The sequence below is a fragment of the Chromohalobacter sp. 48-RD10 genome (assembly GCF_029889785.1).
In the GTDB taxonomy this organism is placed as follows: Bacteria; Pseudomonadota; Gammaproteobacteria; order Pseudomonadales; family Halomonadaceae; genus Chromohalobacter.
Window position 1 is genome coordinate 1 of record NZ_JARANX010000005.1, and the last position, 26,143, is coordinate 26,143.

Genomic DNA, 26,143 nt, shown 5'->3' on the forward strand with positions numbered 1-26,143 from the left:
AGGCCGAGGGTCAAAATCTGGGTGCCGTCCATGCCATGCCTCCTGTCCAAGTGGAGGTCATATCCTGACCTAGCTCAGGGGGCGAATTCCACACCCAACGACGAAGAGCCCAAATAAGGGTGAGGCGTTTGTTCGTGCCTCAAGCCTGCGTTTTCTCGAAAATACGTTTAGCTGTATCCAACTCAAGGGATCTTCGCAAAGTGACGCCGGCGTGCCCCATTAATTTGTTAATCAAATCGGGGGGAGTATCTGAGAGGCTGGTAAAATGTTTAGGTGAGACACGAACAATTTCTTGACTACAATTCATAGAAATCCAATATTAGTAAATCACCAATACCGGAATATCGCACTGTCAGTGAATTAATGACAATTTTGACTCACTGGCACTAAGGCTTAGAGTAGGGTTTTAATATTTAGATGTGCATGTTTTTTCTTCTTCTAAACTTATTGTTAATGCCAAGCCTAGTGACGCCTTCTGCTATAAGAAGAAATACGGAAAACCATATTGCCAAGTAGGTAGGCCATTCTGAAGCTTTGATTTCTTCCCCAAGTATTAAGGCGACTACTAAAAGTAAAGCTGGCTCTACATATACTAGTAGTCCAAAAAGTGTCAAGTTAAGGTGAGGGCCTGATAAAGCTTGAAATGTGAGGGCAGAGGCACTCAACACTCCAAGTCCTATTACTAGCCACAGTGTATCTATATTACCCAAGATGTCTGATGTTATTTCTCCGCCAGAATAAATAAAGATTATACTTATTGGTAAGCTCAAAACCATGTCCACCCACAAGCCCCCAATGTTATTCGTGTCTGTTTTTCTTCTTAGCCAGAAATACACTGGATATCCCAACCCTACAGCCAAGGTCGGCCAGGCAATATTTTCAGAAAACCCTATTTGATAAAGTATGCCAAGCAACGCGGAAAAGCATGCTACTTTCTGATACCCCGTCATTCTATCTTGAAAAGCTATTTTTCCTATCAGAACCATTGTTAACGGCATTATAAAATAGCCAAGGGATACTGATAGGCCATGACCGTTTCCAGGGGCCCAAACGAATAGCCAGAGTTGGAAGCTCAACATTGCTGCTGAAAAAATCCTTGTTACAACAAACATTATGCTCTGAGTGAGCCTTTGACATATCGTCACAATTTGCCCCCAGTATCCCCTTGCTATGATAAATACAGTCAAACAAGGAAATGTTAAAAGCATACGCCACCCAAAAATTTCTTCCCCATTAAGATTGGTAAGAAGAGAAGTGTAGGCAAACATGGATGCAAATAAGAAAGATGCTATCACATTCAATGTGACTCCAATCGTAGTGTTCATTTTTAACCCGCACCTGTTTGGAAAAATTAGCTCGCTCGGGCTTTATTTTCCTATAATTCACTATCAAAAATGACTATTTTTTAAGGCCTTTTACGCAAGATTTTTTCGTTTTAGGTGTTTGATGCGCACTTTCCATGGATTAGCGTCACTGGCTTAATAAGATCTTCCACATCATGCCGTCGCAACGAGTTAAATTTGAGGCGCTGCTAGGGTGGTTAGAGTTTAAAGACTTTGCCCAATCTACGCTTTCCGAACTGAATCTTATATACCCTAAAGTGACCAGGAAACATAGCAGGCGTATACCTACCATATTGGTGACAATCATCTTTTCCCTGCTCAGCAGCGAGCCACACACGACCGGTATCAGTGGGTACATCGATACAATCACGATGCTGATGATGGCAAGCTGGCCTTCCCCCCCGCTAACGCATATAGCGTTAGCCCCCATGCACTGATACCTCCCGCTGCAGTTGCCAACAGTGGAAAGCGCTTTCGTGCCGAGCCTGCGTATTGATAAAAGGGCAGACAACATACGGCGCCGCTTAACATACGGAGTGCGATGCCTAAAAAGCAACGTGGTTGGGCACCTGGCCAAGAACGTGAAGCTGCATGGCAAACCCAAAGCTTGCGCTTAAACCAAATAGCTGGCTCGTTTTGGTGCCGCTACTCATCCGCGCTTTGCTTGGCTTACCCCCGTCCGCGGTTAACCAGATGGCGGGTAGGGTGGTCATCACGCCTAGCGATACCCTGGCTTTGGGCCGCTCGCCAAAAAAACAGCGAAACCTTAAGGGGATGGTGACTATCGCAACAGCGCTTCCTGGCATTATTTTTGGCCTAAGCGGTAGGTGCTGAATCAGGTTGGCCGACATTGGTTGAGTGAGGTTACTCAGCAGAGCGGTTCTCGCCACATGATTTGATGTTGTTAGCGGTAATGATGCGTTTACATCGCAGTGTTACGAGCATGCTCAATCTTCCCTATCTCGATCATATCGCTCCACGCCAGGGAAGGGCAGCAGCCAATATTCACGTCGAATGCTCCAAAGCTCATACGCCGGCGCCAGCTGCCATAGGCCCGTAGGCGACATCAGGTAGGCGGATGATCGTCCCGGTTATTGAAAATGGCATTGAAGACGGCACGCTCGAAGGCGAAAGCTATTTGCTGCACATCGTTGGTACACAGCTGAGTTGCCCGGAGGAAGTTGACGTAGTCCAACGCACCCGGTGACTGGTAGTCAGCGCCGGTAAAGGCGGCGAGGCTCTGCATGGTCCTGCGTCAGCAGCCATGCCTGTACGCCCATGCCCGATAGCGCCACGAGCCCGGCGACGATGGAGAGCGTGTCGACAGGCATCCGCAGCGCCAGGGCGAGCCCACCGAGCGAGGCGCCGAAGGCACTGCCGAGATAGAGGGCGGATTCGTTCAGGGCCACCACGAGATTGCCGTCGCCCTGGGATTCGCGGGCTTTCATCAACTCGTTGTTCTGGGGCACCTGCAGTGCCCAGCCCACTGCGCCCCACAGCGCAATCGGGATCAGCGCCAGCCAAGGGCTGATGCCAAGCAGCAGTGGCAGGGTGATCAACGCGATACCTAATAGCAGCATGATGGCGAAGGTGAGCCTGGGGCCTGAGAAGCGGTCGGCCAGAGTGCCGATCAAGAAGCTGCCGAGCACCCCACCCACGCCCCACACCCACAGATAGGGCGTCACCGAGCGCTCGCCGTGGGCGCCGATCAGCGGCGCGATAAAGGTATACATGCCCAGGCTGGCGATGGCGGCCAGCACGCGCGTCGAGCCGGGCAAGACCTGGTGTCAGGTGCCGCCTCTGGTAAAGCGCCTGATGGACGACCTGACGACACGTCCCAGCTACGTACTGAACCTGCGTTGGGACGTGCTGGCGTGGAACGACGCGGCGGCGCGGGTATTCGGCTTCGACCGTCAACCAGCTGAGTATCGTAATCTACTCTGGATGCTGTTCACCGACGCCGAGCTGTGTCGGGTCATGGCCGACTTCCCGAACCTACCGATAAGTCCCATTGCAAAATGTTACCGAGCAAGGCTAAGTTGGGTTAAAGCCAAGGCTAGCGGCTGATAGGAAGTACAAGGAGAACAACGCTTAGCGGGTCACAGGGAAAGTATGATATCCCCGGGCGGTAGTGTGGCTGGGTATGTATTGCATTGGGTGATCACGAGGCTGGGGCGTGCCGGGTGGTAAGAGTGTTTAAAGCTGGGCGGGTAAGGTGGAAGTCCGTTTTCGACCCAAAGCGGTCATTTTTGGCTTTACGGCCTAGTGGAAATTAATAGCTCAAAGGATCATAGGCTTGGGAAAATCTGGCAGGCTGCATTTTCGGAAAGAAGTGCCAGCACGTTCATTCAATCATAGAACGCGCTGTCTAATATGCGGTTATATTCTCATCGTGAACGGAGAGTTATGAGTAGTAATGATCGGGATGATTTTACCCCAAGTGACAAAAAGACAATGGCTGAACGCGTTAGCTGGAAATGCTCATTCCCAGGATGTGGTAGAAATACAGTTGGCCCCAACTCTGATGATCCAACAAAAAAGATTAATAATGGTATTGCTGCACACATACATGCCGCGGCTTCTGGGGGGCCTAGGTACAATTCTAAAATGACTTCTGATGAAAGGAGGCATATCACAAATGGAGTTTGGATGTGCAGATATCATGGAAACTTGATCGACGCTGATTACACTGAATATTCAGCAAGAACACTGTACGACTGGAAAGAGCAAGCTGAAAAAAGAGCCGCAGACAGTCTTAAATTACCTACGCAAGAATATTCAAGCAAGCACGCAACTCTAATTCAGCTTGGGAGTGGAATTGTTTACTTCGCAAACTGGAATGCAGTTCATTCCCGAGAATGGAGTTTTGAATTAATAGCCCCATTAATAGGAGATGCGGAGTCACTGAATCAATATGTTTTAGAATCTAGATCCTTGCCTGAGGCAGAAATATACGTTGTTGTTGAGTCACAGGGAGATGCGAGAAAAATCCTAGATATAAAAATAGAAGTTTCACCCGAAGGTAAATATCTTTTATTCATCAATGTAGATAAGAAACCCGTAGCAACCAACCCTCATGATTTAGGCATGAGTATGGAAATTGATGACGAAGGAGATATTTTTATTCGTAACGGAAGTTTAGCAATGGTTAAAGGAATAGATAACGCTGAACAAATGATCTCTATTTGCATGGGTACTATCAAAGGTGAAATGGATGATGAAAAAGAGTTAGGTTCCTTAGCAACACAATATTACAACGAATATAAATATGATTTAGAAATATTTGGCAGGCTTATCCTGTTGGAGCTTATCCGTTTATCCTTGATACCTATGGAACGTAGAAGCAAGAAAGGAAAAACACCTTCTCTGCATTTTGTGAAACGTTTTCTTAGTATTCAAATATCCAGCGCTGAATTAACACATAGCCGATTCAAAGCACATGTAGAGTTAGAGTGGGGCAATGGAGAGCTTTGGGACGGTGAAATACCAATTTTTGTACTACAAACATAACAAGCGCATATTGTCGGACTGGTTTTCCGCTGCGCTCCAAACCAGCCGCAAATGCGGGCGTTAATAACAGCGAAGTATCAACGACCGCTTTTGGACGGATGCTGAATTTAAGACTATGCTGAAGGTGCTTTTTCGGCACCCGACGACCCAAAGCCGCCATTCCTTTATTCGCTTCGGCAATCAATAAGCGCTTAGGCTTTCTCCGCACTGAAGGTTTTACCGTTCTTGATACCGCCAACGGCGCGCGACTTCAGTCAGTTTTTCGTCACCCAAGGGCTCAGACTGCCAGCCACTATCGAAATCCACATCACTCGACTTAGGGGTCTCATCAGCGCGCAATTTGCGAATGATTATTCGCGACGGTAGGGCGGCGGCTTGCCCAACAAAGATCGCTTCACGGCGTCGCAATCCCGGAAGCATTCTAGAAAGCCCTGTCATCGAATCTGGCAGTACACCCCTTACGTGTTCTCTATCCGCGTCATTTGTAGTCCGCAGAACTAACCAAGAGTTGCACTGCGACAGCACGGTAGCTTCCACCTCGCTAGGCCTTTGAGATACAAGCAGGAGACTTAGACCGTACTTCCTGCCCTCCTTCGCTATACGCCGGATAGCACTTTGCGCCTCTTCGTACTGCGCTTCGCCTTTATTCGGAACATACCTATGCGCTTCTTCGCAAACGAGCACCACTGGACTCGACTCGCGCTCACTAGAGGTTTGCCATACCTTCATCGAGAACAACATTCTGCTGACCACGGACGTGGTAATACCGGACACCTCGTTCGGAACACCTGAGAGATCAATGACTCTCACCATTGAGCCCTCTCCTACCAACTGTGCCAGCGTCTGGGGCAACTCATCCGCATTACTGGTCCACGGACGCATCATGAAGTTGAGTCGATCATCGTTGACCAATGACTCAAGCTTACTGAGAACTTTCGCGTAATCCTGATGCTGTCTACGATCCCTATTGTCGGGGCGTTGGGCGTTGATAGCACCGACCAATCCTTCGGTACTCCTTTCTCCATCTCGAGCACCAAACTCATCTAATCCACGAGGATCTCCCAGAATATATGGAATTGGAGCATCGACTGTGATTCTTTCGTCATCGAAATCTAACTCACGCGCAGCCTGAGACCTTACCTCCAATAGCGCATTCTTCACGATGTTCGCTTGCGACGTTGCAGCATGCTCAGCCTTGCCTACTAGTAGTCCGACGGTCTCTTCCAGATTCAGCATCCAGTACGGTAAAGCTAATGAATCTTCATCCGTAGACAACCTTTTATGATCCGCGAATGCCGAACCGTATTCGTTATGCGGATCAAGAATGACAATTCTTGGGTTCCAGGCCTGATAACCGTTTTTTTTACCATGGTTGACGATGCCATGTAAAAGTGCTGCTACAGCACCCGATTTGCCAGACCCTGTAGAACCGAGAATCGCAGTATGTTTGCCCAACAATTCATTCAAGTCTGCGTAACACGGTGCATCGCTAGTGCCTACATGCGTTCCCAGCTCAATTGCCGGCCGTCCAGTGCCACTGTATATATCTCGCAACTCATCTTTCGGCGTTAAGTAGACAGTTTGCTGGGGAAGCGGATAAGTAGAGACACCGCGCTCAAAAACAAGTTTCGCCGCTCCGCTTTCGTCTACACCCCGGCTTGCCTCGCCGAATAGCTCGGCTTCCACGACGCGTTCATCTGAAGATGCATGAGGCGCAAGGCCCATCTCCGCCTCGTATTCCGCCTTCATTCGTAGCCGGCCAACCATTCCGTAAATCACGCGACGTCCGAAATGGATACGGATAATCGAGCCAAACTGACCTATCGGGTAAGTTTCTCCGGCGTAAATCCTAGATAAATCAGTAATTTCAGAGTCGAGCTCCGCTATGACCCGCGCGCCGTCCACTTCTATGACCTTCCCTATCGAAAGATTCTGAATCGGAGCTATGGCAGCGGTAGTTGAATTGCTCACCGTTCTCCCTCCAACAGCCGAACAAGGTTTTCAAACTTCCACCAAGGCAGAATTTGGTCTGACTTGATAGAACTATTCCCGTGAAAAAATCCTCCACTGCAGAAAATAAGAATCTGCTCGGTCAAGTTGGGATCGTCATGCCATTCTTTGAGAATTCCAGTAGGACTATCATCGGGACAAAACGCTGCAATGGTTAGGTTGCCGCGAGACGCCCTAAGCGCTCGGTCAAGTTCAATATTAATGTGGCTATCGCCGAAGCTGTAACCGCATGTTAATAGAACCCTTTGATCGTTTCCCGGCGGATTGAGGCAAGAGCGTGCGCGCCTAAGAAGGTCAGCGTAAGGATCTAGTTGTGCCTCTCGATATTTAGTGGCTGCGGGCCAGATAACGATCTGCGTCCGGTCTCCCTCACCTAAGGAGAGCTTGGAACTAATACGTCGCGGATAACGGTCCCTTGGTAATTGACACCAGTCGATTGAGCCGTGAAGTTTCAAAACTTTCGCATGAAGGTCTGTTTGATCTAGAAGCGAAGGTTGCCACCATCCTGTTGCTCCCCCGCTCATTCCATCCGTGAAGTTAACGCATTCTAAGGCTAGAGCATCTTCGAAAATTGTGTCGTAGTTAAGTACTAAGTAATCAACTTGTCTCTCAGAGCCAGATTTGCCTGGCCTAAGCGGTTGATGGAGTGTTCTAACCAGACGCTGATGCACCGATGGGTCAACATCGATGAAGATAGTCTCAGAGATTGCTTCTTTTATCTCGTCGGCCGCTATTCGAAGGGCGTCTCGGTCATATGTATCGTCGCCTATTTGTATTGCGTTACAGTCTACGCCTCTGCCAGACCGCCGATCAGCAATCGCCAATAGATCAACGAGTTCGCTTAAATAATCCTCAATATTCGCGTCATGCGCTCCTGCAAAGCTATCTCGAATCGTAAAAAGTAGTTTTCGGGATTCTTCTGACAGCTGCTCACTAGCGAGCACTTTGTCTGTCAGTTCGAAGGTCAGCGGTAAGCCAGCGGGCTTACCACATCCCGCTCCAGCTAGAAAAACGCGACGGCCCTGTGCCAACAGGTCTTCCACGTTGTCGATTGCGGATTGGAAGCCACCTTCACGGATTGGCGAGAGATCATCGACTGCTGTCATAGCCATCCAACTATTGTGTTTTATATACGGTTCTAAAAGCTAAAAAAGAGTCAAGTAAGGATGCTTAGAGAACTGAAGTAGAAAAACTGAAAAGATAGGCGAAAAGGAAAACACTTAGCTGTGCAGTAATGCAAGACATATCCGCTGAACAACGGCCGCTCTTGGCCGTTAGCTGACCTATAGTATGCTGAAGGTGGATGCTTGGCCCCGTGAAGTACTGGTTCGGTTCGTCGTAAATCGTTGGGTATTCCAGACACCCGTCAGACCATGAATACCACGCCGCTGCCACGCTGACCCCGGCTCGTGAGCTGCCTCTGAAGGTTGGATACCAACCGATGCAAGGCGGTTAACGAGCCGGGGTTTTGCTTTTTTTGCCTTGCAGGCTATTGCAGCGCTCGGTGAGCGCAAGCGGCCTCGTGAATTCTCCTGTCTCAATCCGGTGACCCGGACACGTCGCTCGTATGATTCTCGGGGGATAGCCGTCGTGTGCTTTACTATCTTTATCTTTTATTGATGCAGGCGGCTTCCATGATCGGCGGCTTGATAGGACTACTGGATGACATCGCCGCATTGGCGAAGTTGTTCGCAGCATCACTGGATAATGTAAGTGCCGCCGCTGGGCGTACGACGGCGAAGGCGGCCGGGGTAGTGATCGTAGGTGTGCTGTACCTCATCTCCTCCAGGAAGGTGCATTCCCAATAGGTGCGAGCCTAGAAGTGCGTATCATGTGTTTAAACCGGCGCCGCCTTCCAGGGCTGGTGCTTCTCATACCTATCTAAGGCGATCTGCTGCTGGATCGATGAGCTGCTATGGCATCACGTCGGCGAGTCGTCGTCAGACGCTATTGCGGTTTTAGGAACTGAAGCAATGCCCACTATCTGGAGTTCTCGGATAGTTCGGCTCTCGTTAGATTCCGCATGTCCGCGATCATCTGGTTCCCGTCTATAATCCCGCATCAGCAACGGTTGGGCGGCTCCTCCTGGCGAGCAGCTGCGCGGGCAAAGGCGGTCGGGGATTGGCCAAGCACCTTGCGAAACATGCTGGAGAAGGCGCCGGGGCTGTCGTAGCCGAGTTCCAGCGCGGTTCGGGTAACGGAGCTTCCCGATAGCAGTCTGGGAACGGCGGCCATCAGGCAGGCCTGCTGGCGCCATTCGCCGAATGACATGCCGGTCTGCTGACGGAACAGGCGATTGAAGGTGCGCTGGCTGCGGTGCAGTTGCCGCGCCCACTCCGCGGGCAGGCTACGGATACTCGGCTGGGCGAGGAAGTCTCTACACAGGCTGGCCAGTTGGGGATCGTGGGGCAGAGGAGCAAACAGCGGCAGCGACGGCGCCAGTTGCAGCTCATACAGCAGGAGTTGAGCGAGGGCACCATCGCGACCGCTCTCGTCATAGAGCGCGGGCATGTTGGCGGAGGCCAGCAGCAGATGATGCAGCAGCGGCGACACGACCAGTACTTCGCAACTGGGGGAATGGCGTGGCGCCGCAACGGGTTCGATATACAGGCTGCGGGTACTGACGCCGTTCATCCGCACCCGGTGGCGCTTGCCCGCCGGCAACCAGACACCGCTGTAGGGCGGTACCATCCAGGTGCCGTCATCGGTGTCGACTTCCATCAAGCCCGTCATGCCGTAGAGAAACTGGGTACGGCGATGGCTGTGAAAGTCGAGCAGGGTGCCGGGGCGGTAGTCGGCGCCGATGGCCACGATGGGCCGCACGACATGATCCACGTCCGTCAGAGGAATATTGCGCATTTAGAGTCAGTATGGCCGAAATAAAATGATTATTGGCTAACTGGCGAATGTCGGCCACCCCTTATCGGAATATCGTTCCTGTCGTTGAGTTCCATCAGGAGAGTTCCGGTGTATAGCGTTTTGTTTTTCTGCGGAGGGTTGGCCGGAGTGACTACCGTGCTGTTCGGTTTCGGTGGTGGCTTCGTCGTGGTTCCCTTGATGTATACCTTGCTGATTGCCGTCCATGGGTCGGATAGCGTGGCCGGGCAGGCGGCTATGCATATCGCGGTAGCCACTTCGACCGCACTGATGATCTTCGCTGCGTCTCTATCGACATGGCGTCACCACCGACGGCGGAACGTGCAATGGCATCTGGTGCGTCCGATGGTGGGTTATATCGCCATCGGTGCCGTGCTCGGTGCGGCAGCAGCAGTGGCGTTGAGTGGAGACTGGGTGCGCTGGGCGTTCATCGGCTATCTGGGGATAACGATTGCGGATGCCATCCTGCGGCCCGGTTTCCTGCGTCAGGCGAGCGGGGATGTACGTCCCATGGGTCGTCTGGGAACAGCGATGACAGGCACGTTCATCGGCACAGTCGCCGCTTTGCTGGGTGTTGGCGGCAGCGTGATGACCGTACCGCTGATGCGCCGCAGAGGCGCCAGCATGACGACAGCCACGGCGATGGCCAATCCGTTGTCGTTGCCGATGGCGGTGAGTGGCACCGCGACTTATGTGTTGCTGTCGGCCAGCGATACCGCCCTGGGCGCCTGGTACGCGGGGTATGTGGATCTGCGCGCTTGGCTAGCGCTGGCGGTGGGATCATGGCTCGGTATTCGCCTGGCGTCGCGATGGATCGGACGCATTCCCGACCGCATTCATGCCGGGGTGTACCTTTTACTACTGACGGTAGTGCTGGCGGTGATGGTCATCATGCACTGAGCCTCGCCTTCATGAGACCGTATGGCTGACGCAGCGGCAGATGGCTGAGGTGTTCGACGTCAAGCCGCAGAACATCACGATCCACTTGAAAAATATCTACGCTGAGGAAGAGTTGGTGGAGGAGTGAACTTGTAAGGAATTCTTACAAGTTCAGGTGGACGGGGGCAGAAAGATCAAGCGTGCGAGGCTGCACTACAACCTCGATGCCATCATCTCCGTCGGCAATCTCGATCAGTCCGTCTTCGGCGAGCCGGCCTATCCGAGTATCAAGTCGAAAGCTGCGTACCTGCTCTATTTCGTGATCAACGATGTCGGTTTGGCCGCGCTGACGCTGTTGGTGGCGTGGATGAATGGTTGTGTGGCGATTCAGCAAAGGCGACACCTTGCGCAGACGCGCGCCGCGCATAGCACGGTACGGGATGGCTTCGAGGCCGCACGCGCGCAGTTACTCGGCTAAAAAGGTGGCGAGGGGGAATCCCGCCGGCCACAGATAGGGTGTCACCGAGTGCTCGTCGAGCACGGTGCCGCTCGCCATACCGCCTCGCTGGGCTTTATAGCGACAACCCCATTGACGCCCCCTCGTCAGCATGAAACGATGCTTTTAGTTGGTAGCAAGTCGCATATGTCAGTTGTACTCGAAGCATTCGGTAGCCTGGTTATATCCCCTTGTTTTACCCATTTCATCTGGGGTAGTACCCGGCAATCGTAGTAAAAGCGCTTCGCGCTAAGGAATTCGAAAATGGCAACTGGCACAGTTAAGTGGTTTAACGACGCTAAAGGTTTTGGCTTCATTTCTCCCGCCGAAGGTGGTGACGATCTGTTCGTTCATTTCTCCGAAATTCAAGCTGAAGGCTTTAAATCCCTGCAGGATGGTCAAGAAGTTTCGTTTGACGTGACTCAGGGCAAGAAAGGCCTTCAGGCTTCAAACGTAAAGGCTCACTAACTCCCGGTTAGCCTGCGCTGTCGAGCCGCAAGGCTTCGAGCACCAAAGCCCGCTTCGGCGGGCTTTGGTGTTTTTGTGTGCAAGAAGCGTGAGATTTCGCCTGATGTTGAATCTTCAGCATCAATATTCACTGCCTGCCTCACCCATCTTCCACCGTGCATTATGAACTTTCTCCCCTGACGCCAGGCCCATGCGGTATTAACGTCCCTGAGATTCCCGGCGAAGCCAGTCATGCGCAAAGGCGAGTTTGCGGCGCGCGGCGTTCGACCTGGAACGAGCCGTCGAGACCATCGACTTCATGACCGCCCGCCATGCAGCAGCAATGTGCTTTACTATCTTTACCTTTTATTGATGGAGGCGGCTTCCATGATCGGCGGCTTGATAGGACTACTGGACGACATCGCCGCATTGGCGAAGTTGTCCGCAGCATCACTGGATGATGTGAGTGCCGCCGCTGGGCGTGCGACGACGAAGGCGGCCGGGGTAGTGGTCGATGATACGGCGGTGACCCCGCAGTACTTGCAAGGGGTGACGGCGGAGCGTGAACTCTCGATCGTGAAGAAGATCGCGCTGGGGTCGATCCGTAACAAGCTGATTTTTATTCTGCCGGTGGCCTTGCTGCTGAATCACTTCTTACCCGGGCTATTGCCGATCATCCTGATGGTGGGGGGAACCTACCTGGCCTTTGAAGGTGCGGAGAAGGTCTGGCACAAGCTCTCCGGCGAGCAGGATGACGGCAAGCCGACGGTCGAAAAGGGGCCGGCGGCGGAGAAAAAGATCGTCAGCAGTGCCGTTCGAACCGACCTGATTCTGTCCGCCGAGATCATGGTGATCGCGCTTTCCGCCGTCTCCCATCAGGGGTTCTGGTCGCAGCTGGCGAGCCTGGTGGTGGTCGCGTTTTTCATCACCCTTTTGGTGTATGGCGTGGTGGCGCTGTTGATCAGGATGGACGATCTCGGCCTGAAGCTTGCCCAGCGGGATGGCTCGGGCATTCAGTTGCTGGGCCGTAGCCTGGTGACGGCCATGCCCAAGGTGCTAACGGCCATCTCGGTCGTAGGAACTGTCGCCATGCTCTGGGTGGGCGGGCATATCCTGCTGGTCAACCTGGGTGCCGATGGCACGGGCTGGCTCAACGCGCCTTATGCGTGGGTACACCATCTTGAGCAAGGCATCGGCGAGGCAACCGGTGGCTTGGGCGGCGTGCTGGGTTGGAGCTTCAATACGTTGTGCTCTGCGGTGATCGGCTTCCTGGTGGGCTCGGTCGTCGTGGGCGTGCTGCACTTCATGCCCTCCAGGAAGGCGAAGGCCGAATAGGTACGGGTCCCGTGCCGCACGAGAAGCCACCGCGACCCCATTCGCGCGACAAGAATCGCTTACGCGTCCGTGCTATGTTCAATGCTGGTAAACGCACCGGGACCTGGCCGACATGAGCGAACAATCACAAATCCTGATTTACGAGGATGCCGAGAAGGCAGTCGACGTACGTCTGGACGAAGGGCGCGAGACCGTATGGCTGACGCAGCGGCAGATGGGCGAGGTATTCGAGACCACGCCCGAGAACGTGTTGATGCACCTCAAGAACATCTTCAGCGACGAGGAGTTGGCCGAGGAGGCAACTACTAAGGATTTCTTAGTAGTTCGACAGGAAGGGCATCGACAGGTGCGCCGTAAAATCCAACACTACAACCTCGATGCCATCATTTCCGTCGGCAATCTCGATCAGTCCGTCTTCGGCGAGCCGGCCTATCCGAGTATCAAGTCGAAAGCTGCGTACCTGCTCTATTTCGTGATCAACGATGTCGGCTTGGCCGCGCTGACGCTGCTGGTGGCGGAGTCCGACCCCGCCAACAAAGAGACGATGATCCGACTGATCATGAACATGCTCGCCGATGACACGTCGCCCGCCTGATGGGGCTGGCGCTACACTGCCTGCCGGGGATCTCCTTGCCATGACACGCGTTGCCATCTTCGTGGATACCTAGAACGTCTACTACACCGTGCGCGAAGCCTACGGCAAACACTTCGATTACCGCCGGTTCTGGTTGAAGGTGACGGCTAGCCGAGAAGTCGGGTGGCCTTTTTGCCGATAAGAGGTATGCCTCGCACTTTCGGAGACGTGCATGGACGACGAAGAAAAGATCATAGCCAATGCGGTAGCGTTTGCCAGGCGTAATAAGAAGCGGATCGCACGTGAACGAACGGACCCAAGACGATACGAACCTGAAGAGCGGCCTATCTCGATCTTCATGGCGGGCTCACCCGGAGCGGGAAAGACCGAGATCGCCAAGGAATATGTTGCGGCGCTCGATGAGCTAAAGGCGGAAGGGGTCGACGGCCTCGGTAATATACTGCGGATAGACCCGGATGACTTGCGGGAGGAAATGCCAGGCTATACCGGCAACAACTCTTGGCTGTTCCAGGGCGCCGTGTCGATTATGGTGGAGAAAATTCACGACCTTATGCTGAAGCAGCGGCAGTCGTTCATTCTGGACGGCACTCTTGCGAGCTTCGATATCGCTAGCAAGAACATCGCTCGTTCGTTGCAGAAAGCTCGGGATGTGCAGATATTCATATGTCTATCAACATCCTCGATTAGCGTGGCAGTTCGTTTGCAGCCGCGAAAAGGTTGAAGGGCGCCATATCCCGAGAGGATGAAACATGAAAGATCGAATTGCGAAATCGACCCCGTTGACGCAGTTTGCGCGCCATACGACCGCTGAGCAGAAGCAGGCGATGCGCAAGAAAGTCATCGACAATGCCATTGCTCGTCAAAAGCGCGTCCTTGAGCAGGCGAAGAATCAGCGCTGAGGGTCCATCGCGCTAGCTCACCTTGAGATGAACATCATAGGAACTCGCCCGCTGGCGGGTTCCTTTTTTGGTGTGTCAGGGAGGGCGTGTAGCGCTTTGACGGTGCTGTTTCGGTTCAGGTGGTGCTGGCCGAATGATTGGTCTCCGGCGATGGCGACTTCGATCTGCTGCTGGGGTGAGGCGGCCAGCCGAACCCACTATCCGGCTGGCCCAACGGTGTTTCGACCAACCGGACGTTGATTCCGGCAGCTTCGCGATTACCTTGATTTCAAAGTTGAATCCATAGAGCCAGGTGACACCGACGGCGGTCAGCGTCGGATGAGATGCGCTCCCCCAGAACTCGGGCACTACCTTTCCTGGGTGGTATATAGCGTGGACAGCAGGGCCGATTCGTGAAGTGTCGATTCGTGAAGTGCCGGTCAGTTCGCCGGCACGATGCCGGCGAACTGACCGAGGTTCTTTCAGGTCTGTTCCGTCTCGGTCCCCCCTTTGGCGCGCTTCTTGTCCTTGAAGGCGACCAGGAAGAGTATCAGCACGGCGATGGCGAAGCATGCGGGGAACAGCCAGATGCCTTGCCAGTCATGCCCGTCGGCGGTGGCGTAGTGGTCGGTGACCAGGCCGGCGACCCAGAAGCCGATCAGCATACCGACCCCGTAGGTAGCCAGTGTGATCATGCCTTGGGCGGCACTCTGGATGCGTTCGCCGGCGCGTGCATCGGTGTAGATCTGCCCCGAGACGAAGAAGAAGTCGTAGCAGACGCCGTGCAGGGCGATACCGATCAACAGCATGTAGACGCCTTCACCGGCATCGCCGAAGGCGAAGAGGGCATAACGCACGGCCCAGGCCAGCATGCCGATGATCAGCGTGAGCTTGATGCCGAAGCGGTGGATGAAGATCGGCAACAGCAGCATGAACAGGACTTCCGAGATCTGCCCCAGAGTCATCTTGCCGGTGGGGTTGGCCACGCCGATGTCCGCCAGGAAGGGGTTGGCGTTCTGGTAGTAGAAGGCCAGTGGGATGCAGATCAGCACCGAGGCGATGAAGAAGATCGCGTAGTTGCGATCGTTGAGCAGCTTCAGGGCATCGAGCCCCAGGATCTCCTTGAGCCCGCTCTTGCGGTTGTCCGCCTTGGGCGGAGTGGCCGGAAGGCTAAAGCAATAGATGCCCAGTACCAGCGAGGCGATGGCACACATCAGAAAGGTATGGCGCAGGGCGCCGCCGGCGATGGCCTCGGCGCTGTCCCAGGAGAACAGATAACTGATCGCCAGTCCGGCAATGATCCAGCCGATGCTACCCCATACCCGAATCTTGGCGAACTCCTGCGAGGGGTCGCGCATCTGGCGGAAGGAAACCGAGTTCACCAGCGCCAGGGTGGGCATGTAGAGGATCATGTAGACCAGCACCAGCGGATAGAAGGAAGCAAAGTCCTGGGAGCGGTACAGGCCGAACATCAGGGCGGCACCGGCCAGATGCAGCACGCCGAGGATGCGCTCGGCGTTGAAGTAGCGATCGGCGATCAGGCCGATGATGAAGGGCGCGATGATCGCGCCCCATGACTGGGTCGAGAAGGCCATGCCGATCTGGCCTCCGCTGGCGCCCAGGTTCTGGGAAAGAAACGTCCCCAGGGTGACGAACCAGCCGCCCCAGATGAAGAACTGCAGAAACATCATGATGCCGAGCCGTGTGCGTAGCATGGCGAACCCTCGTTATTGTGTGGTGGGTGTCAGTTCGTCTCGTCGAGCCCCAGCAGGCGTCGGTTGCGCTTCGGGTCCGAGCCGGTATCGGCGAAGTCGTCGAAGGCCTTGTCGGCGCGCTGGATCAGGTGGCGAGCGATGAAGGGCGCGCCCTCGGCGGCGCCCTGGGCGGCGTCCTTGAGGCAGCATTCCCACTCGAGTACCGCCCAGCCGTCGTAGCCGTACTGGGTGAGCCGCGAGAAGATCCCCTTGAAGTCGACCTGGCCATCGCCCAGCGAGCGGAAACGGCCGGGGCGGTCGACCCAGCCTTGATAGCCGCCGTAGACCCCGCTGCGGGCGCTGGGCGTGAACTCCGCATCCTTGACGTGGAACATGCCGATTCGCTCGTGGTAGCGATCGATGAAGCCCAGGTAGTCGAGTTGCTGCAGCACCATGTGGCTGGGATCAAAGAGGATCTTCGCCCGGGGGTGGCCGTCCACGGCGTCGAGGAAGCGCTCGAAGGTGGCGCCGTCGTGCAGATCTTCCCCGGGGTGAATCTCGAAGCACAGGTCGACGCCTTGCTCGTCGAAGACATCCAGGATCGGCCGCCAGCGACGGGCCAGTTCGGCGAAGCCTTCCTCGATCAGCCCCGACGGTCGCTGCGGCCAGGGATAGACGTAGGGCCACAGCAGCGCACCGGAGAAGGTGCCGTGTGCTGTCAGCCCCAGGCGGCGGCTGGCGCGGGCGGCGAGCTTGAGTTGCTCCTCGGCCCAGTGCCGACGTTCGTCGGGTCGCCCATGCAGGTGCGCGGGGGCGAAGCCGTCGAACAGTTCGTCGAAGGCAGGGTGTACCGCCACCAACTGGCCTTGCAGGTGGGTGGAGAGCTCGCTGATCGCGACACCGGCCTCGGCGCAGCGTCCGGTCAGTTCGTCGCAGTAATCCTGGCTGTCGGCGGCGAGTTCGAGATCGATCAGGCGTGGATCGGTCGTCGGCATCTGGACGCCGCGATAGCCGAGCGAGGCGGCCCAGCGGGTGATGGTGTCGAGATCGTTGAATGGCGGGTGGTCGTCGAGGAACTGGGCGAGAAAGAGCCCCGGGCCCTTGATGCCCTTGTCGTGAGTGCCTGTCATGTCGTTGTCTCCGCGTCATGCCGCTGGGAAGTGTCATCGAGGGACGTCCACTTGGCGGTGCTGGCCTGGCTTTTCAGCAGGGCCTCGATAAAGGCCATGCCCCGCAGGCCGTCTTCCATGCCGGGGACGCCCGCAGCGTCGCCGCGCTCGCCACGCCGAACGGCATCGGCGAAGTCGCGATAGAGGTTGGCCAGGGCCTCCAGATAGCCCTCGGGATGGCCACCGGGCAGTCGCAGGCGTTCCAGGGCTTCCGGCGCCAGGCCGGGCTGGTCGATCCCCGCGCGCAGCACGCGCATGGGCGCGTCGAGGCGCCGGTGGACCAGGGTGTTGGGTTCCATCTGTTGCCACTCCAGCGCGCCGCGATCGCCATACAGGCGGATCTTCAGGGCGTTCTCCTCGCCGGTGCAGACCTGGCTGGCCATCAGGGTGCCGCTGGCGCCTTCGGCGGTGCGGAACAGGGCGTCGCCGTCGTCGTCCAGGCGTCGTTGTTCGCTGTGGGTGCCGAGCGCGGCGCAGAGCTCGGTGACGCGATGTCCCGAGATGAACTCGGCGAGGCCGAAGGCGTGCGTGCCGATGTCGGCCATGCACCCGCTGGCACCGGCGATGGCGGGGTCGGTGCGCCATCCCGCCTGCTTGTTGCCGGTTCCTTCGAGGTTGGTGCCGAGCCAGCCCTGGGGATATTCGACGTGGATCTTGCGCAGGGTGCCGAGCTCGCCATCACTAACCAGGCGGCGTGCCTGCCAGACCATGGGGTAACCGAGATAGGTGTGGGCGAGGCCATAGAGGCCCTGACCCGCCTCAAGGGTGGCGGCGAGCCGGCGTGCTTCCGCCAGGGTGGTCGCCGCCGGCTTCTCGCAGAAGACATGGAAGCCCGCCTCGAGCGCCGCCTGGCTGATGGGCACGTGCAGATGGTTGGGCGTGACCACGACCAGGACGTCCATGCGCTGATCATCGGGGAGCCGGCGTTCGCCGTCGATCAGTGACTGCCAGTCGGGGTAGAGGCGCTGTGCCGATAGGCCGCAGGCCTCACCTGTGCGTGCATTGTTGTCAGGGTCGCGGCTGAAGCTGGCGCAGGCCAGTTCCAGCTCGCCGTCCAGAGCGGCGGCCAGGCGATGCACCCGGCCGATGAAGGCGCCTTCACCACCCCCGATCATGCCCATTCGCACGCGTCGTTTCGCTGTTGTCATTCGTCCTCCACAGGGTTTTGCTGGACTGGCTCGGCCGGTCTTTTATGTAAGTGTAACCGGTTACATTTTGCTGAAAACTAGCTCGTGAATCGTATGGGTTCAATGAGACCTAGGTCGCAGGGGCGCGGACGGGAGCACCGGTGAGCCAGGAGCAATGATGCAGTAGACTGGCCCGCATGATGATGTCGAGGTAGGCGACGAGGGGAGGTATAAATCCAGGCATGACCAATATTCGCAAGGTAGCCGAATTGGCCGGTGTGTCGGTGGCGACGGTGTCGCGCGCCTTGAAGACGCCCGACGTCGTGTCGCCGGGAACGCGCGATAGAGTGCTGGTCGCCGTCGAGCAGGCCGGCTATCGACCGAATCTCACGGCGGTGCAGTTCCGGTCGCAACGAACCCGTAACCTGGTGGTGCTGGTGCCGACCATTGCCAATACCTTCTTTTCTCGGGTGATCGGCGGCATCCAGGAAGCGGCGCAGCAGCGGGGATACGGCATTCTGCTGTGCAACACCCTGGGCGATGAATGCACTGAACGGGCCTATGCCAGCATGGTGTCGACCCGTCAGGCCGACGGTCTCATCCAGTTGCGTGCCTATGACCCCTTCACGGCGTCGCATGGCAAGACGCGCTCGCCGATGGTCAACGCCTGTGAGGTGCTCGACGAGGCGCCGTGTCCCACCGTCAAGCTCGACAACCGAGCCGCTGCCCGGGCGGTGACCGAGCACCTGCTGACGCTGGGGCACCGCCGTATCGGCATGATCAAGGGGCCACGCAACAGCCCCTTGACCCGAGATCGTCTACTTGGCTTTCAGGATGCGCTGGCCGTCGCCGACCTGATGCCCGACGACAGCCTCGTGTGTCCCGGTGACTTCACACCATCTTCTGGACATCGGGCGGCTGGCGACCTGCTGTCGCGAACCAATCCACCCACGGCGATCTTCTGCGAGAGCGACGAAATGGCCATGGGCGCCATGCGACGCATCAAGGAGGCGGGGCTGCGGATACCCGAGGACATCTCGGTGGCGGGATTCGACGATATCGCCTTCGCTTCCTTCTGCGATCCTCCTCTGACGACCATCGCCCAGCCCGCCGAGGATTTCGGTCGCGAAGCCGTGGCCCTGCTGCTCGATATCATCGATGATCGAGATGACGCAGCGGACAAGCATCGCATCATGCCCTTCGAGCTGGTGGTACGAGAGAGCACGGGGCCGCACCTTGCTTAGCGTCCACTTATTGAGCGCATCGGGCGCACGGACCAAGCACTCACAAGCCAACGCTCGCCTATTGGGCTGGCGCTTCAATGCCTGCCGAGGAGCTCTTTTCCATGACCAGCGTCGCTATCTTCGTGGATACCCAGAACGTCTACTACACCGTGCGCGAAGTCTACGGCAAACACTTCGACTACCGCCGGTTCTGGGCGAGGGTGACGGCGAACCGGGAGGTGCTGGCCGCCCGCTGCTATGCCACCGATAAGGGCGACACCAAGCAGCGCGAGTTCCAGAACATCCTCCGCTCGATCGGCTTCGAGGTCAGGCTCAAGCCATTCATCCAGCGCGCGGATGGCTCTGCCAAGGGCGACTGGGACGTGGGCATCACGCTGGATGCCATCGAGTTCGCCGCGAGGGCGGACGTCATCGTGCTGGTCTCCGGCGATGGCGACTTCGATCTGCTGGCGCAGAAGATCCGCGAGGTGCATGGCAAGCGCGTCGAGGTTTACGGCGTGCCCCAACTCACCGCCAATTCCCTTATCAACGCCGCGAGCCAGTTCATACCCATCGAGGGCGACCTGCTGTTGGGGTGATTCAGCGATGCACGATAGATATCCAGATGTGTGAACGAGCCTCGGGCGTGGTCGCGTCCGCAGTTTAAAAATCGGGCATTATGCTCACTTTGAGTGGTCAAGTTTCGCAGTTTGCAAACCATTGGTGGCAACTGGGCACGGTTTGGACGTTGTCTTTGAAAAGAGTCCCGTCGCAGCGTTGCAGGTGCTGGTAGAGCGGCAAACCTAAAGAAAGTGCCGGAAGGAATGCATTGCTCAATTGATCTTAGCCCTCCCGATCTCGGTCATACCGATCTTCGAGTGGAAACGGCGGCAGCCAGTGCTCACGCCGAATGGTCCATAGCTCATAGGTCGGCATGAATCGATCGGGTGCATCGAACGTACCCAAGTGCACTTCGATCTCGCCGTCGCTCATCGAGAAGACCGATGAGCCGCAGATGGAGCAAAAGTAGCGCCCTTGGTATTCGCGCGGTTCGCCTTCGATGGTCACCGCTTCCGTGAGGTAGTCGGCGGCGGCATAGAAGAGCGCGCCGTGATGCTTGCGGCAGTCCATGCAGTGGCAGATGCCGACCCGAAGTGGCTCGCCATGAGCGGTGACTCGGACTTCGCCGCACAGACAGCCGCCAGTTGATGATTTCATGATTGATCTCTCAAAGGTTCAGAGACGCCGTTGTCTCCTTGCCCATCAGCATGCACGACTTGGCCAGGCATCGCATATCTTGTGGGGGCGTTAGCGCACGTCGAGCTCCACGATCCGCCCACCGGCCTGCGCGAAGCGCTCGAAGTAGTGCGCGTCATGAGGCATGGCGCGGCTATAATCTTTCCGGTGTACGTTCCCAGTGCTAGATTGGTTAGATAGCAACCGTGACGGGCGCTATCTCAGCGCGACAACCACTCTGGCGTATCGCTACCGAGTGAAGGTGTCGTTCTCTCCCATCGAGGTGACGTCTCGGACATGCGAATTACAGGCCCAAGGCTTTTCAGGTCACCATAGGAAGTGTGGTCGTCATGTACGGCGTAGGCTTCAAATTCTTCAGGCGACAGTCGTCCCGGCGCATTCTCGAACTGCTCAAGCAGCCCCTGGCGCTGAAGAAACATGGCTGACTGACACAAAGAGACTTGTACGTGATATGTGCCGCCTTCCTGAGCACGTCGAGCCAGTGCCACCATGGCGCCAAAGGAAGCTAGGTAGCCAGTCAGGAAGTCGCATAGATAAACTGGTGTCAGCATGGGCTTGCCTGCCTTCGTCGCTTGCCCCTGAAGATCACAAATGCCGGTTACGGCCTGTGCTACCTGATCCCAACCAGCCCGTGATGCGAAGGGCCCACCCGATCCGTAGCAGTTCACACTGACGTATACCAAGCCAGGGCGAAGCTTTGCTAGTTCCTCAATACCGAACCCGTGAGCCTCAAGACGATGGGGACGATATCCTTCAATGAATACATCCGAATCACTAACTAACTTCCTGAGCCGAGCAGCGTCCGAGGCGTCGTTGTAATCAAGGAAGCAGCTACGCTTTCCATGGCTAGTATCGCGTACAAAAGGCGCGACCTGGGGCAAGTGGGGTGCGGTGACCATCAGAACATCAGCGCCATGTTCGGCCATACCAATGCCCGCCGTTGGACCTGCAAGAATACGGGTTAGATCAAGAACCCTGATACCTGATGCCGGCTGGGAACCTTCGGGGAGTGGCTGTGGTGCACCATCGGCAACCTTGGTGATTTCAACGACTGGCCGTGATGCGAGATAATCACCGTGGGGATGGGCAAGCCATTCCTTTGGCGTACGAACCTTCCCGCCACATGCGCCTGCTGCTGCGATAGTCTCCTCAAGTTCATCGGCTTTCCAGCGTCGTACGGCCTCGGCAACCGAATCAGGCGTATTTTTGCATTGCAAAACATCGAGTACTCGGCGTTCGAGATGCGGCAAGTTGAAATGGGGTACGAACCATCGATCATCCGCCGTCAGCCACGGCTGGGTGAGCGCCATCATATGCTCGACATCTTCCGAAATTGGCGCGGGGCGGTAGTGCCCGGAATGATCGCGGACCAGTGTCATGTCTTCGCCGCCCAACGCAGTCGCTGCTGCTGCCTTGACATCAATACTGATGGATTGCCTGCGTCCGGTCTTCAGTTGCCATAAATCGTTTGCCGCCACACTGCGTGCCGCCAGTGCGTGGGCCAACGTTTGCCCGATACGAAAAGGAGATATAAACAGAGGGTCGTCTCCAGTAAAGCTCACCTCATTGGGCGCAAGCTGCTGACCAGCCCGGATGCCCATCAGCTCGTCGAATGCGCTGAGTTTTCCCATTTTTTGACTCATTCCTATAGCTCCTAAATGTGGGGGCAGGATGTGCTTCTGGGCTGTGGTAACCGAGGTGGGTCAAAACCACGATGAAGGCTGCCGCAGGACTCCCGGACCACGCTGTATTCGCACCCCGTCGCCCTGGGTGGTGGGCTGGGGCGTATCCGTCTCTCACATTTTCTTGAAAAAAGAATGATAGTCAAGTATCGTTCTCAATATGAGAATGATGAGGCTTGGGGGATAGGCGGGTGCCACCGTCGTCTAGAACCCTGGTTTATTGCGATTCCGGCTTAAGGAACTCACGATATGACGTCTTTTAAAGCGATCCTTGTGTCAAAAGATGACGAGGGATACCAAGCACGAATTACATCACTTCCAACCGAGCAGCTACCTAAAGAGCCGATAGAAGTTGCTGTCGAGTACTCAACGCTAAATTACAAGGACGCACTGGCAATCACGGGCGAGTCGTCCATTGTACGCCACTTCCCTCTTGTCCCCGGGATTGATCTCGCTGGCCTCGTCACTAAAAGCGAAGACCCCAAGTTTAAAGTGGGAGATGCTGTGCTGCTTAATGGATGGGGGGTTGGCGAATCAAAGTGGGGAGGGATGTCCCAACGCGCTGCCGTGAGAGGCGAGTGGTTGCTCCCTCTACCTGAGCCTTTTTCTACTAAAGAGGCCATGGCTATCGGGACGGCAGGTTATACAGCGGCATTGTGTGTACTTGCATTGCAGCAACACAATGTCATGCCAGCTGACGGTGATGTCTTGGTCACTGGCGCCTCGGGGGGCGTTGGTAGTATTGCGATGAATCTACTATCTAACCTTGGCTATCGCGTTGTGGCATCCACAGGTAAGTCCAGCGAAGTCGATTGGTTAAAACGTCAAGGTGCAGCGGACGTCATCGATCGGACGGAACTTAGCTCATCAAGCAGACCACTGACCCCGGAACGTTGGAGTGGCGTGGTGGATACAGTCGGTAGCCATACGCTTGCCAGCGCATGTGCGAGTACTCGATACGGTGGTGTGGTCACGGCCTGTGGTCTAGCCCAGGGATTGGACTTTCCGGCTACCGTTGCACCTTTTATTTTGCGCGGCATAACTCTCGTGGGCATAGATAGCGTTTATTGCAACAAGGAACGTAGGTTTCAAGCTTGGGACCTTCTCGCGAAATATTTAGAACGGACGGCTTTACAGCAAATGATCACGACTATTGGTCTTGATGAGGTTTCTGAACGAGCACCGGACATGCTGGCCGGTAGGCTCAAAGGAAGGATAGTCGTAGATGTTAACGTTTGAAGGCGCCAAATGTTACTAGTCGTCTCACACGTTTCTGTTCGAAACTTGGTTGGGAGGCTTTTTTTGAAAGTGTTTGATGAAATGATGACTGCTGTTAACTAAGAGAGGTTTTTATGGGTGATGTAAACTTGGCGAGTCGCTCGGCCGAAATTCTTAAAAAATGTCTCTATGCTAATATCGCGACGTCGCGCGACGACGTGCCTTGGAATACACCTGTCACCGCGCTTCCGGACTCCGACCTAAACTTCTATTGGTCGTCTTGGACGCAGGCGGAGCATTCCCGAAACATTGCCGCCAATGGTTGGGTCTTCATGACCTTTTACGATTCGATGCGAGCAAGAGGGACCAATAACCTGATGTGTCTTTATCTGCAATGTGTGGCCCGAGAGGTGTCTGGTCCAGATGAGGCCCGCAAGGCCTTCGGGATACTCTATCCGGGCGAAAGCGTCGAGCTGGAAAACTTTCTCGAAGAGGGCGTCAAGCGATTCTATTGCGCCGAGCCGAGAAAGGCCTGGTTGAATTGCTTGTCTGAAAAAGAACTTGAGCCGACGACACTTAAGATGCGAATGGAGGTGTCCATTGGTGACATCAGAAATGCCTTGCTCCTAGGGTGAGTGTCGATGAATTTTTTCTCTAATATTGAGGGCTGAACTGTTCTGTTCAGGATTCTTTATGCCCCTTGTTAAGTTTGATGTTGTGGAAGGTAGGAAGGAATGCGAGTTGAAGGCGTTGCTTGATGCGGCGCATCAAGCCGTTGTTGAAAGCTTTCAGGTACCCGATTCGGATCGCTACCAAATAGTCTATAGCCACAAGCCCAGTGAGATGATTCTTTCCGATACAGGGCTGGGCATGAAAAGGACCGAGGCTGCCGTTGTCATGACCGTGATCAGTAAATCACGGCCGGAGGAGATGAAGGTCGAGCTTTATCGCTCTTTGGCCAGTCGCTTGGAAACGTATTGTGGGATAAAACCCAGTGACCTGGTTGTCTCGGTGATAGAAAACTCAGGGTCGGACTGGAGTTTTGGTCTTGGAGAAGCCCAGTTCGTTACTGGTGAGCTGTGACGTATAGTCAGTTATATAGGAAGAGTTACCTAGATGCTGTGGAGTGCTTTATTAGCGGAATTTCTTGCACAGGGAGGTTGGCGTAATGGAGGATTTTGAATCCCTCAGGGTGTTCGTCTGCGTCGCGAATGAGCTCAGTGTGACGGGGGCAGCTCGGCGATTGGGAAAGAGCCCATCGAACGTGACCACGAGACTTCAAAAGTTGGAGGCGAGCATCGGCACCGAGCTTCTGGTGAGGATGGGGAAAAGCTTTTCCTTATCGGCTGCCGGTGAGGTCTTTCTTGATTACGCTGAGCGTATGCTTAGTCTTCGAGCTGAGACGATGCATGTCGTTTCGGGGGGACGTTCTCCCGGGTCGATCAGGATTGGAAGTATGGAGGCAACGGCTGCGAGCCGTCTGCCGGAACTTCTGGCTGCTTTTCACATGTCTTTTCCCGAACATGGCGTAGATCTGACAACGAGCCCATCGATACGGCTTCTAGATGATGTTCGGTCTGGTAAGATCGATGGTGCCTTTCTGGCCATTCCACCTTCCTTTATCGAGAGTCCACTTGCGGAAAAAATGGATGTTCTCGGATTGGAGTTTCGTGATGCTTGGGAAGAGTCTCTTGTCTTGCTGCATCCGGACATAGGAATTGAAAATCCTGGTCTGGATGATGTCTCGGTAAAAAAATTGGCAGCATTTCCGCTGGGATGTACCTATAGGAGAATCGCCGAGGAATATCTAGGGGTTCCCGAGCGAGAGGAGTGGGAGGTTCAGGAGTCGCCGTCGTATCATGTGATGGTTGCTTTGGCATGCACAGGTAGGTATGCAACGGTCTTGCCGGAGAGTGTCTATCAAACGCTGCACCCTCCCAATAACCTGAAGTGTATCCCACTTTGCAACGTCACTACGAAACTGGCCTGGCGAAAAGGTTACGACACGCCAGTTTTCGAGGATTTCCGAAATACCTTGAATTGTAACCTTGCCTGAAGGGCGGCGTATGTTGTTCCTTCATTCGGCTCGCAGTATCGATGGTCACTACTTGCGTGCGTGGCTGATTGGCGTCTTCTTCCTCGGTATCGGTTACGCACTCATCATACCGCTGGCCTTTTCGCGTGCAGCCAACGACCCTGATACTCCCCGGGGGTGGCCATCGCTAGTGTGGCGACCCTGGGCTATGGCTGGATGCTGCTTGGGCCGCCGTTGATTGGCTTTACCGCACATTTTGTCACACTGCACTACGCCTTCGGGATACTGGGGCTTCTGGCATTGCTCATCGTATTCGCGGCGTCATCACTTGAGCGCTTCTAGATTCCGTTCTGTTAACGACTGATCCG

General features: G+C 55.4%; 27 protein-coding genes and 1 pseudogene. 17 read left to right on the plus strand and 11 right to left on the minus strand.

Going from position 1 to position 26,143, the window contains the following annotated elements:
- Nucleotides 1-413: 413 nt before the first annotated feature.
- From rarD to OP496_RS07330, 3 genes are all read right to left on the minus strand, one after another.
- Complete coding sequence (gene rarD, locus OP496_RS07320; RefSeq protein WP_280562874.1) at nucleotides 414-1,325, minus strand: EamA family transporter RarD; 912 nt, start codon at nucleotides 1,323-1,325, stop codon at nucleotides 414-416.
- Nucleotides 1,326-2,409: 1,084 nt separating this feature from the next.
- The gene (locus OP496_RS07325; RefSeq protein ID WP_280562876.1) at nucleotides 2,410-2,589 is read right to left on the minus strand and encodes a hypothetical protein; all 180 of its coding nucleotides are present in this window, start codon (nucleotides 2,587-2,589) and stop codon (nucleotides 2,410-2,412) included.
- On the minus strand, nucleotides 2,558-3,103 hold the full coding sequence (locus tag OP496_RS07330) for a hypothetical protein (RefSeq protein ID WP_280562878.1): 546 nt from the start codon (nucleotides 3,101-3,103) through the stop codon (nucleotides 2,558-2,560). Before OP496_RS07330 ends, OP496_RS07325 begins: the two co-directional genes overlap by 32 nt.
- Nucleotides 3,104-3,107: 4 nt before the next feature.
- Between OP496_RS07330 and OP496_RS07335 the strand changes: the two are divergent.
- A pseudogene (locus OP496_RS07335) lies at nucleotides 3,108-3,332 on the plus strand (transcriptional regulator); the annotation flags it as partial.
- A gap of 417 nt (nucleotides 3,333-3,749) precedes the next feature.
- Nucleotides 3,750-4,853, plus strand: coding sequence for a hypothetical protein (locus OP496_RS07340; protein WP_280562879.1), 1,104 nt, complete (start codon nucleotides 3,750-3,752; stop codon nucleotides 4,851-4,853).
- 216 nt (nucleotides 4,854-5,069) lie between these two features.
- Here the strand turns inward: OP496_RS07340 and OP496_RS07345 are convergent, their stop codons facing one another.
- Together OP496_RS07345 and OP496_RS07350 are read right to left on the minus strand one after the other, a co-directional pair.
- A complete protein-coding gene (locus tag OP496_RS07345; RefSeq protein ID WP_280562880.1) occupies nucleotides 5,070-6,824 on the minus strand; it encodes a DUF87 domain-containing protein in 1,755 nt (584 codons plus the stop codon).
- Nucleotides 6,821-7,969 carry an SIR2 family protein gene (locus OP496_RS07350; RefSeq protein WP_280562881.1) on the minus strand — a complete coding sequence of 383 codons (1,149 nt, stop codon included), beginning with the start codon at nucleotides 7,967-7,969 and terminating at the stop codon, nucleotides 6,821-6,823. Before OP496_RS07350 ends, OP496_RS07345 begins: the two co-directional genes overlap by 4 nt.
- Before the next feature lie 528 nt (nucleotides 7,970-8,497).
- On the opposite strand from OP496_RS07350, the gene OP496_RS07355 reads away from it, so the two are divergent.
- Nucleotides 8,498-8,671 carry a DUF808 family protein gene (locus OP496_RS07355; RefSeq protein ID WP_280563130.1) on the plus strand — a complete coding sequence of 58 codons (174 nt, stop codon included), beginning with the start codon at nucleotides 8,498-8,500 and terminating at the stop codon, nucleotides 8,669-8,671.
- A 253-nt stretch (nucleotides 8,672-8,924) separates the two neighbouring features.
- Here OP496_RS07355 and OP496_RS07360 read toward each other — a convergent pair whose 3' ends face one another.
- Nucleotides 8,925-9,722 (minus strand): helix-turn-helix transcriptional regulator, encoded by a 798-nt coding sequence (locus OP496_RS07360; protein WP_280562883.1) that lies wholly within the window; start codon nucleotides 9,720-9,722, stop codon nucleotides 8,925-8,927.
- A 108-nt stretch (nucleotides 9,723-9,830) separates the two neighbouring features.
- On the opposite strand from OP496_RS07360, the gene OP496_RS07365 reads away from it, so the two are divergent.
- The 7 genes from OP496_RS07365 to OP496_RS07400 all read left to right on the plus strand — a co-directional run bounded on the left by OP496_RS07365 (nucleotide 9,831) and on the right by OP496_RS07400 (nucleotide 14,391).
- A complete protein-coding gene (locus OP496_RS07365) occupies nucleotides 9,831-10,640 on the plus strand; it encodes a sulfite exporter TauE/SafE family protein (RefSeq protein WP_280562885.1) in 810 nt (269 codons plus the stop codon).
- 154 nt (nucleotides 10,641-10,794) lie between these two features.
- Nucleotides 10,795-11,097, plus strand: coding sequence for a hypothetical protein (locus tag OP496_RS07370; protein WP_280562886.1), 303 nt, complete (start codon nucleotides 10,795-10,797; stop codon nucleotides 11,095-11,097).
- A 282-nt stretch (nucleotides 11,098-11,379) separates the two neighbouring features.
- Nucleotides 11,380-11,583, plus strand: a complete 204-nt coding sequence (locus OP496_RS07375) for a cold-shock protein (protein WP_011506055.1) — start codon at nucleotides 11,380-11,382, stop codon at nucleotides 11,581-11,583.
- 231 nt (nucleotides 11,584-11,814) lie between these two features.
- Nucleotides 11,815-12,897: a DUF808 domain-containing protein gene (locus tag OP496_RS07380; protein ID WP_280562887.1), complete on the plus strand. Its 1,083-nt coding sequence runs from the start codon at nucleotides 11,815-11,817 to the stop codon at nucleotides 12,895-12,897.
- 112 nt (nucleotides 12,898-13,009) lie between these two features.
- Complete coding sequence (locus tag OP496_RS07385) at nucleotides 13,010-13,492, plus strand: hypothetical protein (RefSeq protein WP_280562888.1); 483 nt, start codon at nucleotides 13,010-13,012, stop codon at nucleotides 13,490-13,492.
- 211 nt (nucleotides 13,493-13,703) lie between these two features.
- Complete coding sequence (locus tag OP496_RS07395) at nucleotides 13,704-14,213, plus strand: zeta toxin family protein (protein ID WP_280562889.1); 510 nt, start codon at nucleotides 13,704-13,706, stop codon at nucleotides 14,211-14,213.
- Nucleotides 14,214-14,241: 28 nt separating this feature from the next.
- A complete protein-coding gene (locus OP496_RS07400; RefSeq protein WP_280562891.1) occupies nucleotides 14,242-14,391 on the plus strand; it encodes a hypothetical protein in 150 nt (49 codons plus the stop codon).
- Between the two features lie 461 nt (nucleotides 14,392-14,852).
- On the opposite strand, the gene OP496_RS07405 is transcribed toward OP496_RS07400, so the two are convergent.
- Genes OP496_RS07405 through OP496_RS07415 form a run of 3 tightly spaced genes read right to left on the minus strand, consistent with a single transcriptional unit; the run spans nucleotide 14,853 to nucleotide 18,381 of the window.
- Nucleotides 14,853-16,085 carry a nucleoside permease gene (locus OP496_RS07405; protein ID WP_280562893.1) on the minus strand — a complete coding sequence of 411 codons (1,233 nt, stop codon included), beginning with the start codon at nucleotides 16,083-16,085 and terminating at the stop codon, nucleotides 14,853-14,855.
- A gap of 29 nt (nucleotides 16,086-16,114) precedes the next feature.
- Nucleotides 16,115-17,194 carry a sugar phosphate isomerase/epimerase family protein gene (locus OP496_RS07410; RefSeq protein ID WP_280562895.1) on the minus strand — a complete coding sequence of 360 codons (1,080 nt, stop codon included), beginning with the start codon at nucleotides 17,192-17,194 and terminating at the stop codon, nucleotides 16,115-16,117.
- Entirely contained in the window at nucleotides 17,191-18,381 is a 1,191-nt protein-coding gene (locus OP496_RS07415; RefSeq protein WP_280562896.1) for a Gfo/Idh/MocA family oxidoreductase, read from the minus strand. The genes OP496_RS07410 and OP496_RS07415 overlap by 4 nt, the downstream gene beginning before the upstream one ends.
- 221 nt (nucleotides 18,382-18,602) lie before the next feature.
- Here OP496_RS07415 and OP496_RS07420 point away from each other — a divergent pair, with 221 nt between their 5' ends.
- Together OP496_RS07420 and OP496_RS07425 are read left to right on the plus strand one after the other, a co-directional pair.
- Nucleotides 18,603-19,604 (plus strand): LacI family DNA-binding transcriptional regulator, encoded by a 1,002-nt coding sequence (locus OP496_RS07420; RefSeq protein WP_280562897.1) that lies wholly within the window; start codon nucleotides 18,603-18,605, stop codon nucleotides 19,602-19,604.
- A 101-nt stretch (nucleotides 19,605-19,705) separates the two neighbouring features.
- Nucleotides 19,706-20,182, plus strand: coding sequence for an NYN domain-containing protein (locus OP496_RS07425; protein ID WP_280562899.1), 477 nt, complete (start codon nucleotides 19,706-19,708; stop codon nucleotides 20,180-20,182).
- A gap of 244 nt (nucleotides 20,183-20,426) precedes the next feature.
- Here the strand turns inward: OP496_RS07425 and OP496_RS07430 are convergent, their stop codons facing one another.
- The gene (locus tag OP496_RS07430; RefSeq protein WP_280562901.1) at nucleotides 20,427-20,801 is read right to left on the minus strand and encodes a GFA family protein; all 375 of its coding nucleotides are present in this window, start codon (nucleotides 20,799-20,801) and stop codon (nucleotides 20,427-20,429) included.
- A gap of 239 nt (nucleotides 20,802-21,040) precedes the next feature.
- Nucleotides 21,041-22,483 carry a CoA transferase gene (locus OP496_RS07435; RefSeq protein WP_280562902.1) on the minus strand — a complete coding sequence of 481 codons (1,443 nt, stop codon included), beginning with the start codon at nucleotides 22,481-22,483 and terminating at the stop codon, nucleotides 21,041-21,043.
- 288 nt (nucleotides 22,484-22,771) lie between these two features.
- Here OP496_RS07435 and OP496_RS07440 point away from each other — a divergent pair, with 288 nt between their 5' ends.
- The 5 genes from OP496_RS07440 to OP496_RS07460 all read left to right on the plus strand — a co-directional run bounded on the left by OP496_RS07440 (nucleotide 22,772) and on the right by OP496_RS07460 (nucleotide 26,117).
- A complete protein-coding gene (locus OP496_RS07440; protein WP_280562904.1) occupies nucleotides 22,772-23,761 on the plus strand; it encodes an MDR family oxidoreductase in 990 nt (329 codons plus the stop codon).
- 113 nt (nucleotides 23,762-23,874) lie between these two features.
- Complete coding sequence (locus OP496_RS07445; RefSeq protein WP_280562906.1) at nucleotides 23,875-24,375, plus strand: pyridoxamine 5'-phosphate oxidase family protein; 501 nt, start codon at nucleotides 23,875-23,877, stop codon at nucleotides 24,373-24,375.
- 58 nt (nucleotides 24,376-24,433) lie between these two features.
- On the plus strand, nucleotides 24,434-24,823 hold the full coding sequence (locus OP496_RS07450) for a tautomerase family protein (RefSeq protein WP_280562907.1): 390 nt from the start codon (nucleotides 24,434-24,436) through the stop codon (nucleotides 24,821-24,823).
- 85 nt (nucleotides 24,824-24,908) lie between these two features.
- On the plus strand, nucleotides 24,909-25,796 hold the full coding sequence (locus OP496_RS07455) for a LysR family transcriptional regulator (RefSeq protein ID WP_280562908.1): 888 nt from the start codon (nucleotides 24,909-24,911) through the stop codon (nucleotides 25,794-25,796).
- Nucleotides 25,797-25,952: 156 nt separating this feature from the next.
- Nucleotides 25,953-26,117 carry a hypothetical protein gene (locus OP496_RS07460; protein WP_280562909.1) on the plus strand — a complete coding sequence of 55 codons (165 nt, stop codon included), beginning with the start codon at nucleotides 25,953-25,955 and terminating at the stop codon, nucleotides 26,115-26,117.
- Nucleotides 26,118-26,143 lie beyond the last annotated feature (26 nt).

Coding starts and splice junctions, on each gene's coding strand:
- rarD (WP_280562874.1), bottom strand. CDS start 1,325: ATGAACACTACGATTGGAGTCACATTGAATGTGATAGCATCTTTCTTA.
- OP496_RS07325 (WP_280562876.1), bottom strand. CDS start 2,589: ATGCAGAGCCTCGCCGCCTTTACCGGCGCTGACTACCAGTCACCGGGT.
- OP496_RS07340 (WP_280562879.1), top strand. CDS start 3,750: ATGAGTAGTAATGATCGGGATGATTTTACCCCAAGTGACAAAAAGACA.
- OP496_RS07350 (WP_280562881.1), bottom strand. CDS start 7,969: ATGACAGCAGTCGATGATCTCTCGCCAATCCGTGAAGGTGGCTTCCAA.
- OP496_RS07355 (WP_280563130.1), top strand. CDS start 8,498: ATGATCGGCGGCTTGATAGGACTACTGGATGACATCGCCGCATTGGCG.
- OP496_RS07360 (WP_280562883.1), bottom strand. CDS start 9,722: ATGCGCAATATTCCTCTGACGGACGTGGATCATGTCGTGCGGCCCATC.
- OP496_RS07375 (WP_011506055.1), top strand. CDS start 11,380: ATGGCAACTGGCACAGTTAAGTGGTTTAACGACGCTAAAGGTTTTGGC.
- OP496_RS07380 (WP_280562887.1), top strand. CDS start 11,815: ATGCGCAAAGGCGAGTTTGCGGCGCGCGGCGTTCGACCTGGAACGAGC.
- OP496_RS07385 (WP_280562888.1), top strand. CDS start 13,010: ATGAGCGAACAATCACAAATCCTGATTTACGAGGATGCCGAGAAGGCA.
- OP496_RS07395 (WP_280562889.1), top strand. CDS start 13,704: ATGGACGACGAAGAAAAGATCATAGCCAATGCGGTAGCGTTTGCCAGG.
- OP496_RS07400 (WP_280562891.1), top strand. CDS start 14,242: ATGAAAGATCGAATTGCGAAATCGACCCCGTTGACGCAGTTTGCGCGC.
- OP496_RS07405 (WP_280562893.1), bottom strand. CDS start 16,085: ATGCTACGCACACGGCTCGGCATCATGATGTTTCTGCAGTTCTTCATC.
- OP496_RS07410 (WP_280562895.1), bottom strand. CDS start 17,194: ATGACAGGCACTCACGACAAGGGCATCAAGGGCCCGGGGCTCTTTCTC.
- OP496_RS07415 (WP_280562896.1), bottom strand. CDS start 18,381: ATGACAACAGCGAAACGACGCGTGCGAATGGGCATGATCGGGGGTGGT.
- OP496_RS07420 (WP_280562897.1), top strand. CDS start 18,603: ATGACCAATATTCGCAAGGTAGCCGAATTGGCCGGTGTGTCGGTGGCG.
- OP496_RS07425 (WP_280562899.1), top strand. CDS start 19,706: ATGACCAGCGTCGCTATCTTCGTGGATACCCAGAACGTCTACTACACC.
- OP496_RS07430 (WP_280562901.1), bottom strand. CDS start 20,801: ATGAAATCATCAACTGGCGGCTGTCTGTGCGGCGAAGTCCGAGTCACC.
- OP496_RS07435 (WP_280562902.1), bottom strand. CDS start 22,483: ATGAGTCAAAAAATGGGAAAACTCAGCGCATTCGACGAGCTGATGGGC.
- OP496_RS07440 (WP_280562904.1), top strand. CDS start 22,772: ATGACGTCTTTTAAAGCGATCCTTGTGTCAAAAGATGACGAGGGATAC.
- OP496_RS07445 (WP_280562906.1), top strand. CDS start 23,875: ATGGGTGATGTAAACTTGGCGAGTCGCTCGGCCGAAATTCTTAAAAAA.
- OP496_RS07450 (WP_280562907.1), top strand. CDS start 24,434: ATGCCCCTTGTTAAGTTTGATGTTGTGGAAGGTAGGAAGGAATGCGAG.
- OP496_RS07455 (WP_280562908.1), top strand. CDS start 24,909: ATGGAGGATTTTGAATCCCTCAGGGTGTTCGTCTGCGTCGCGAATGAG.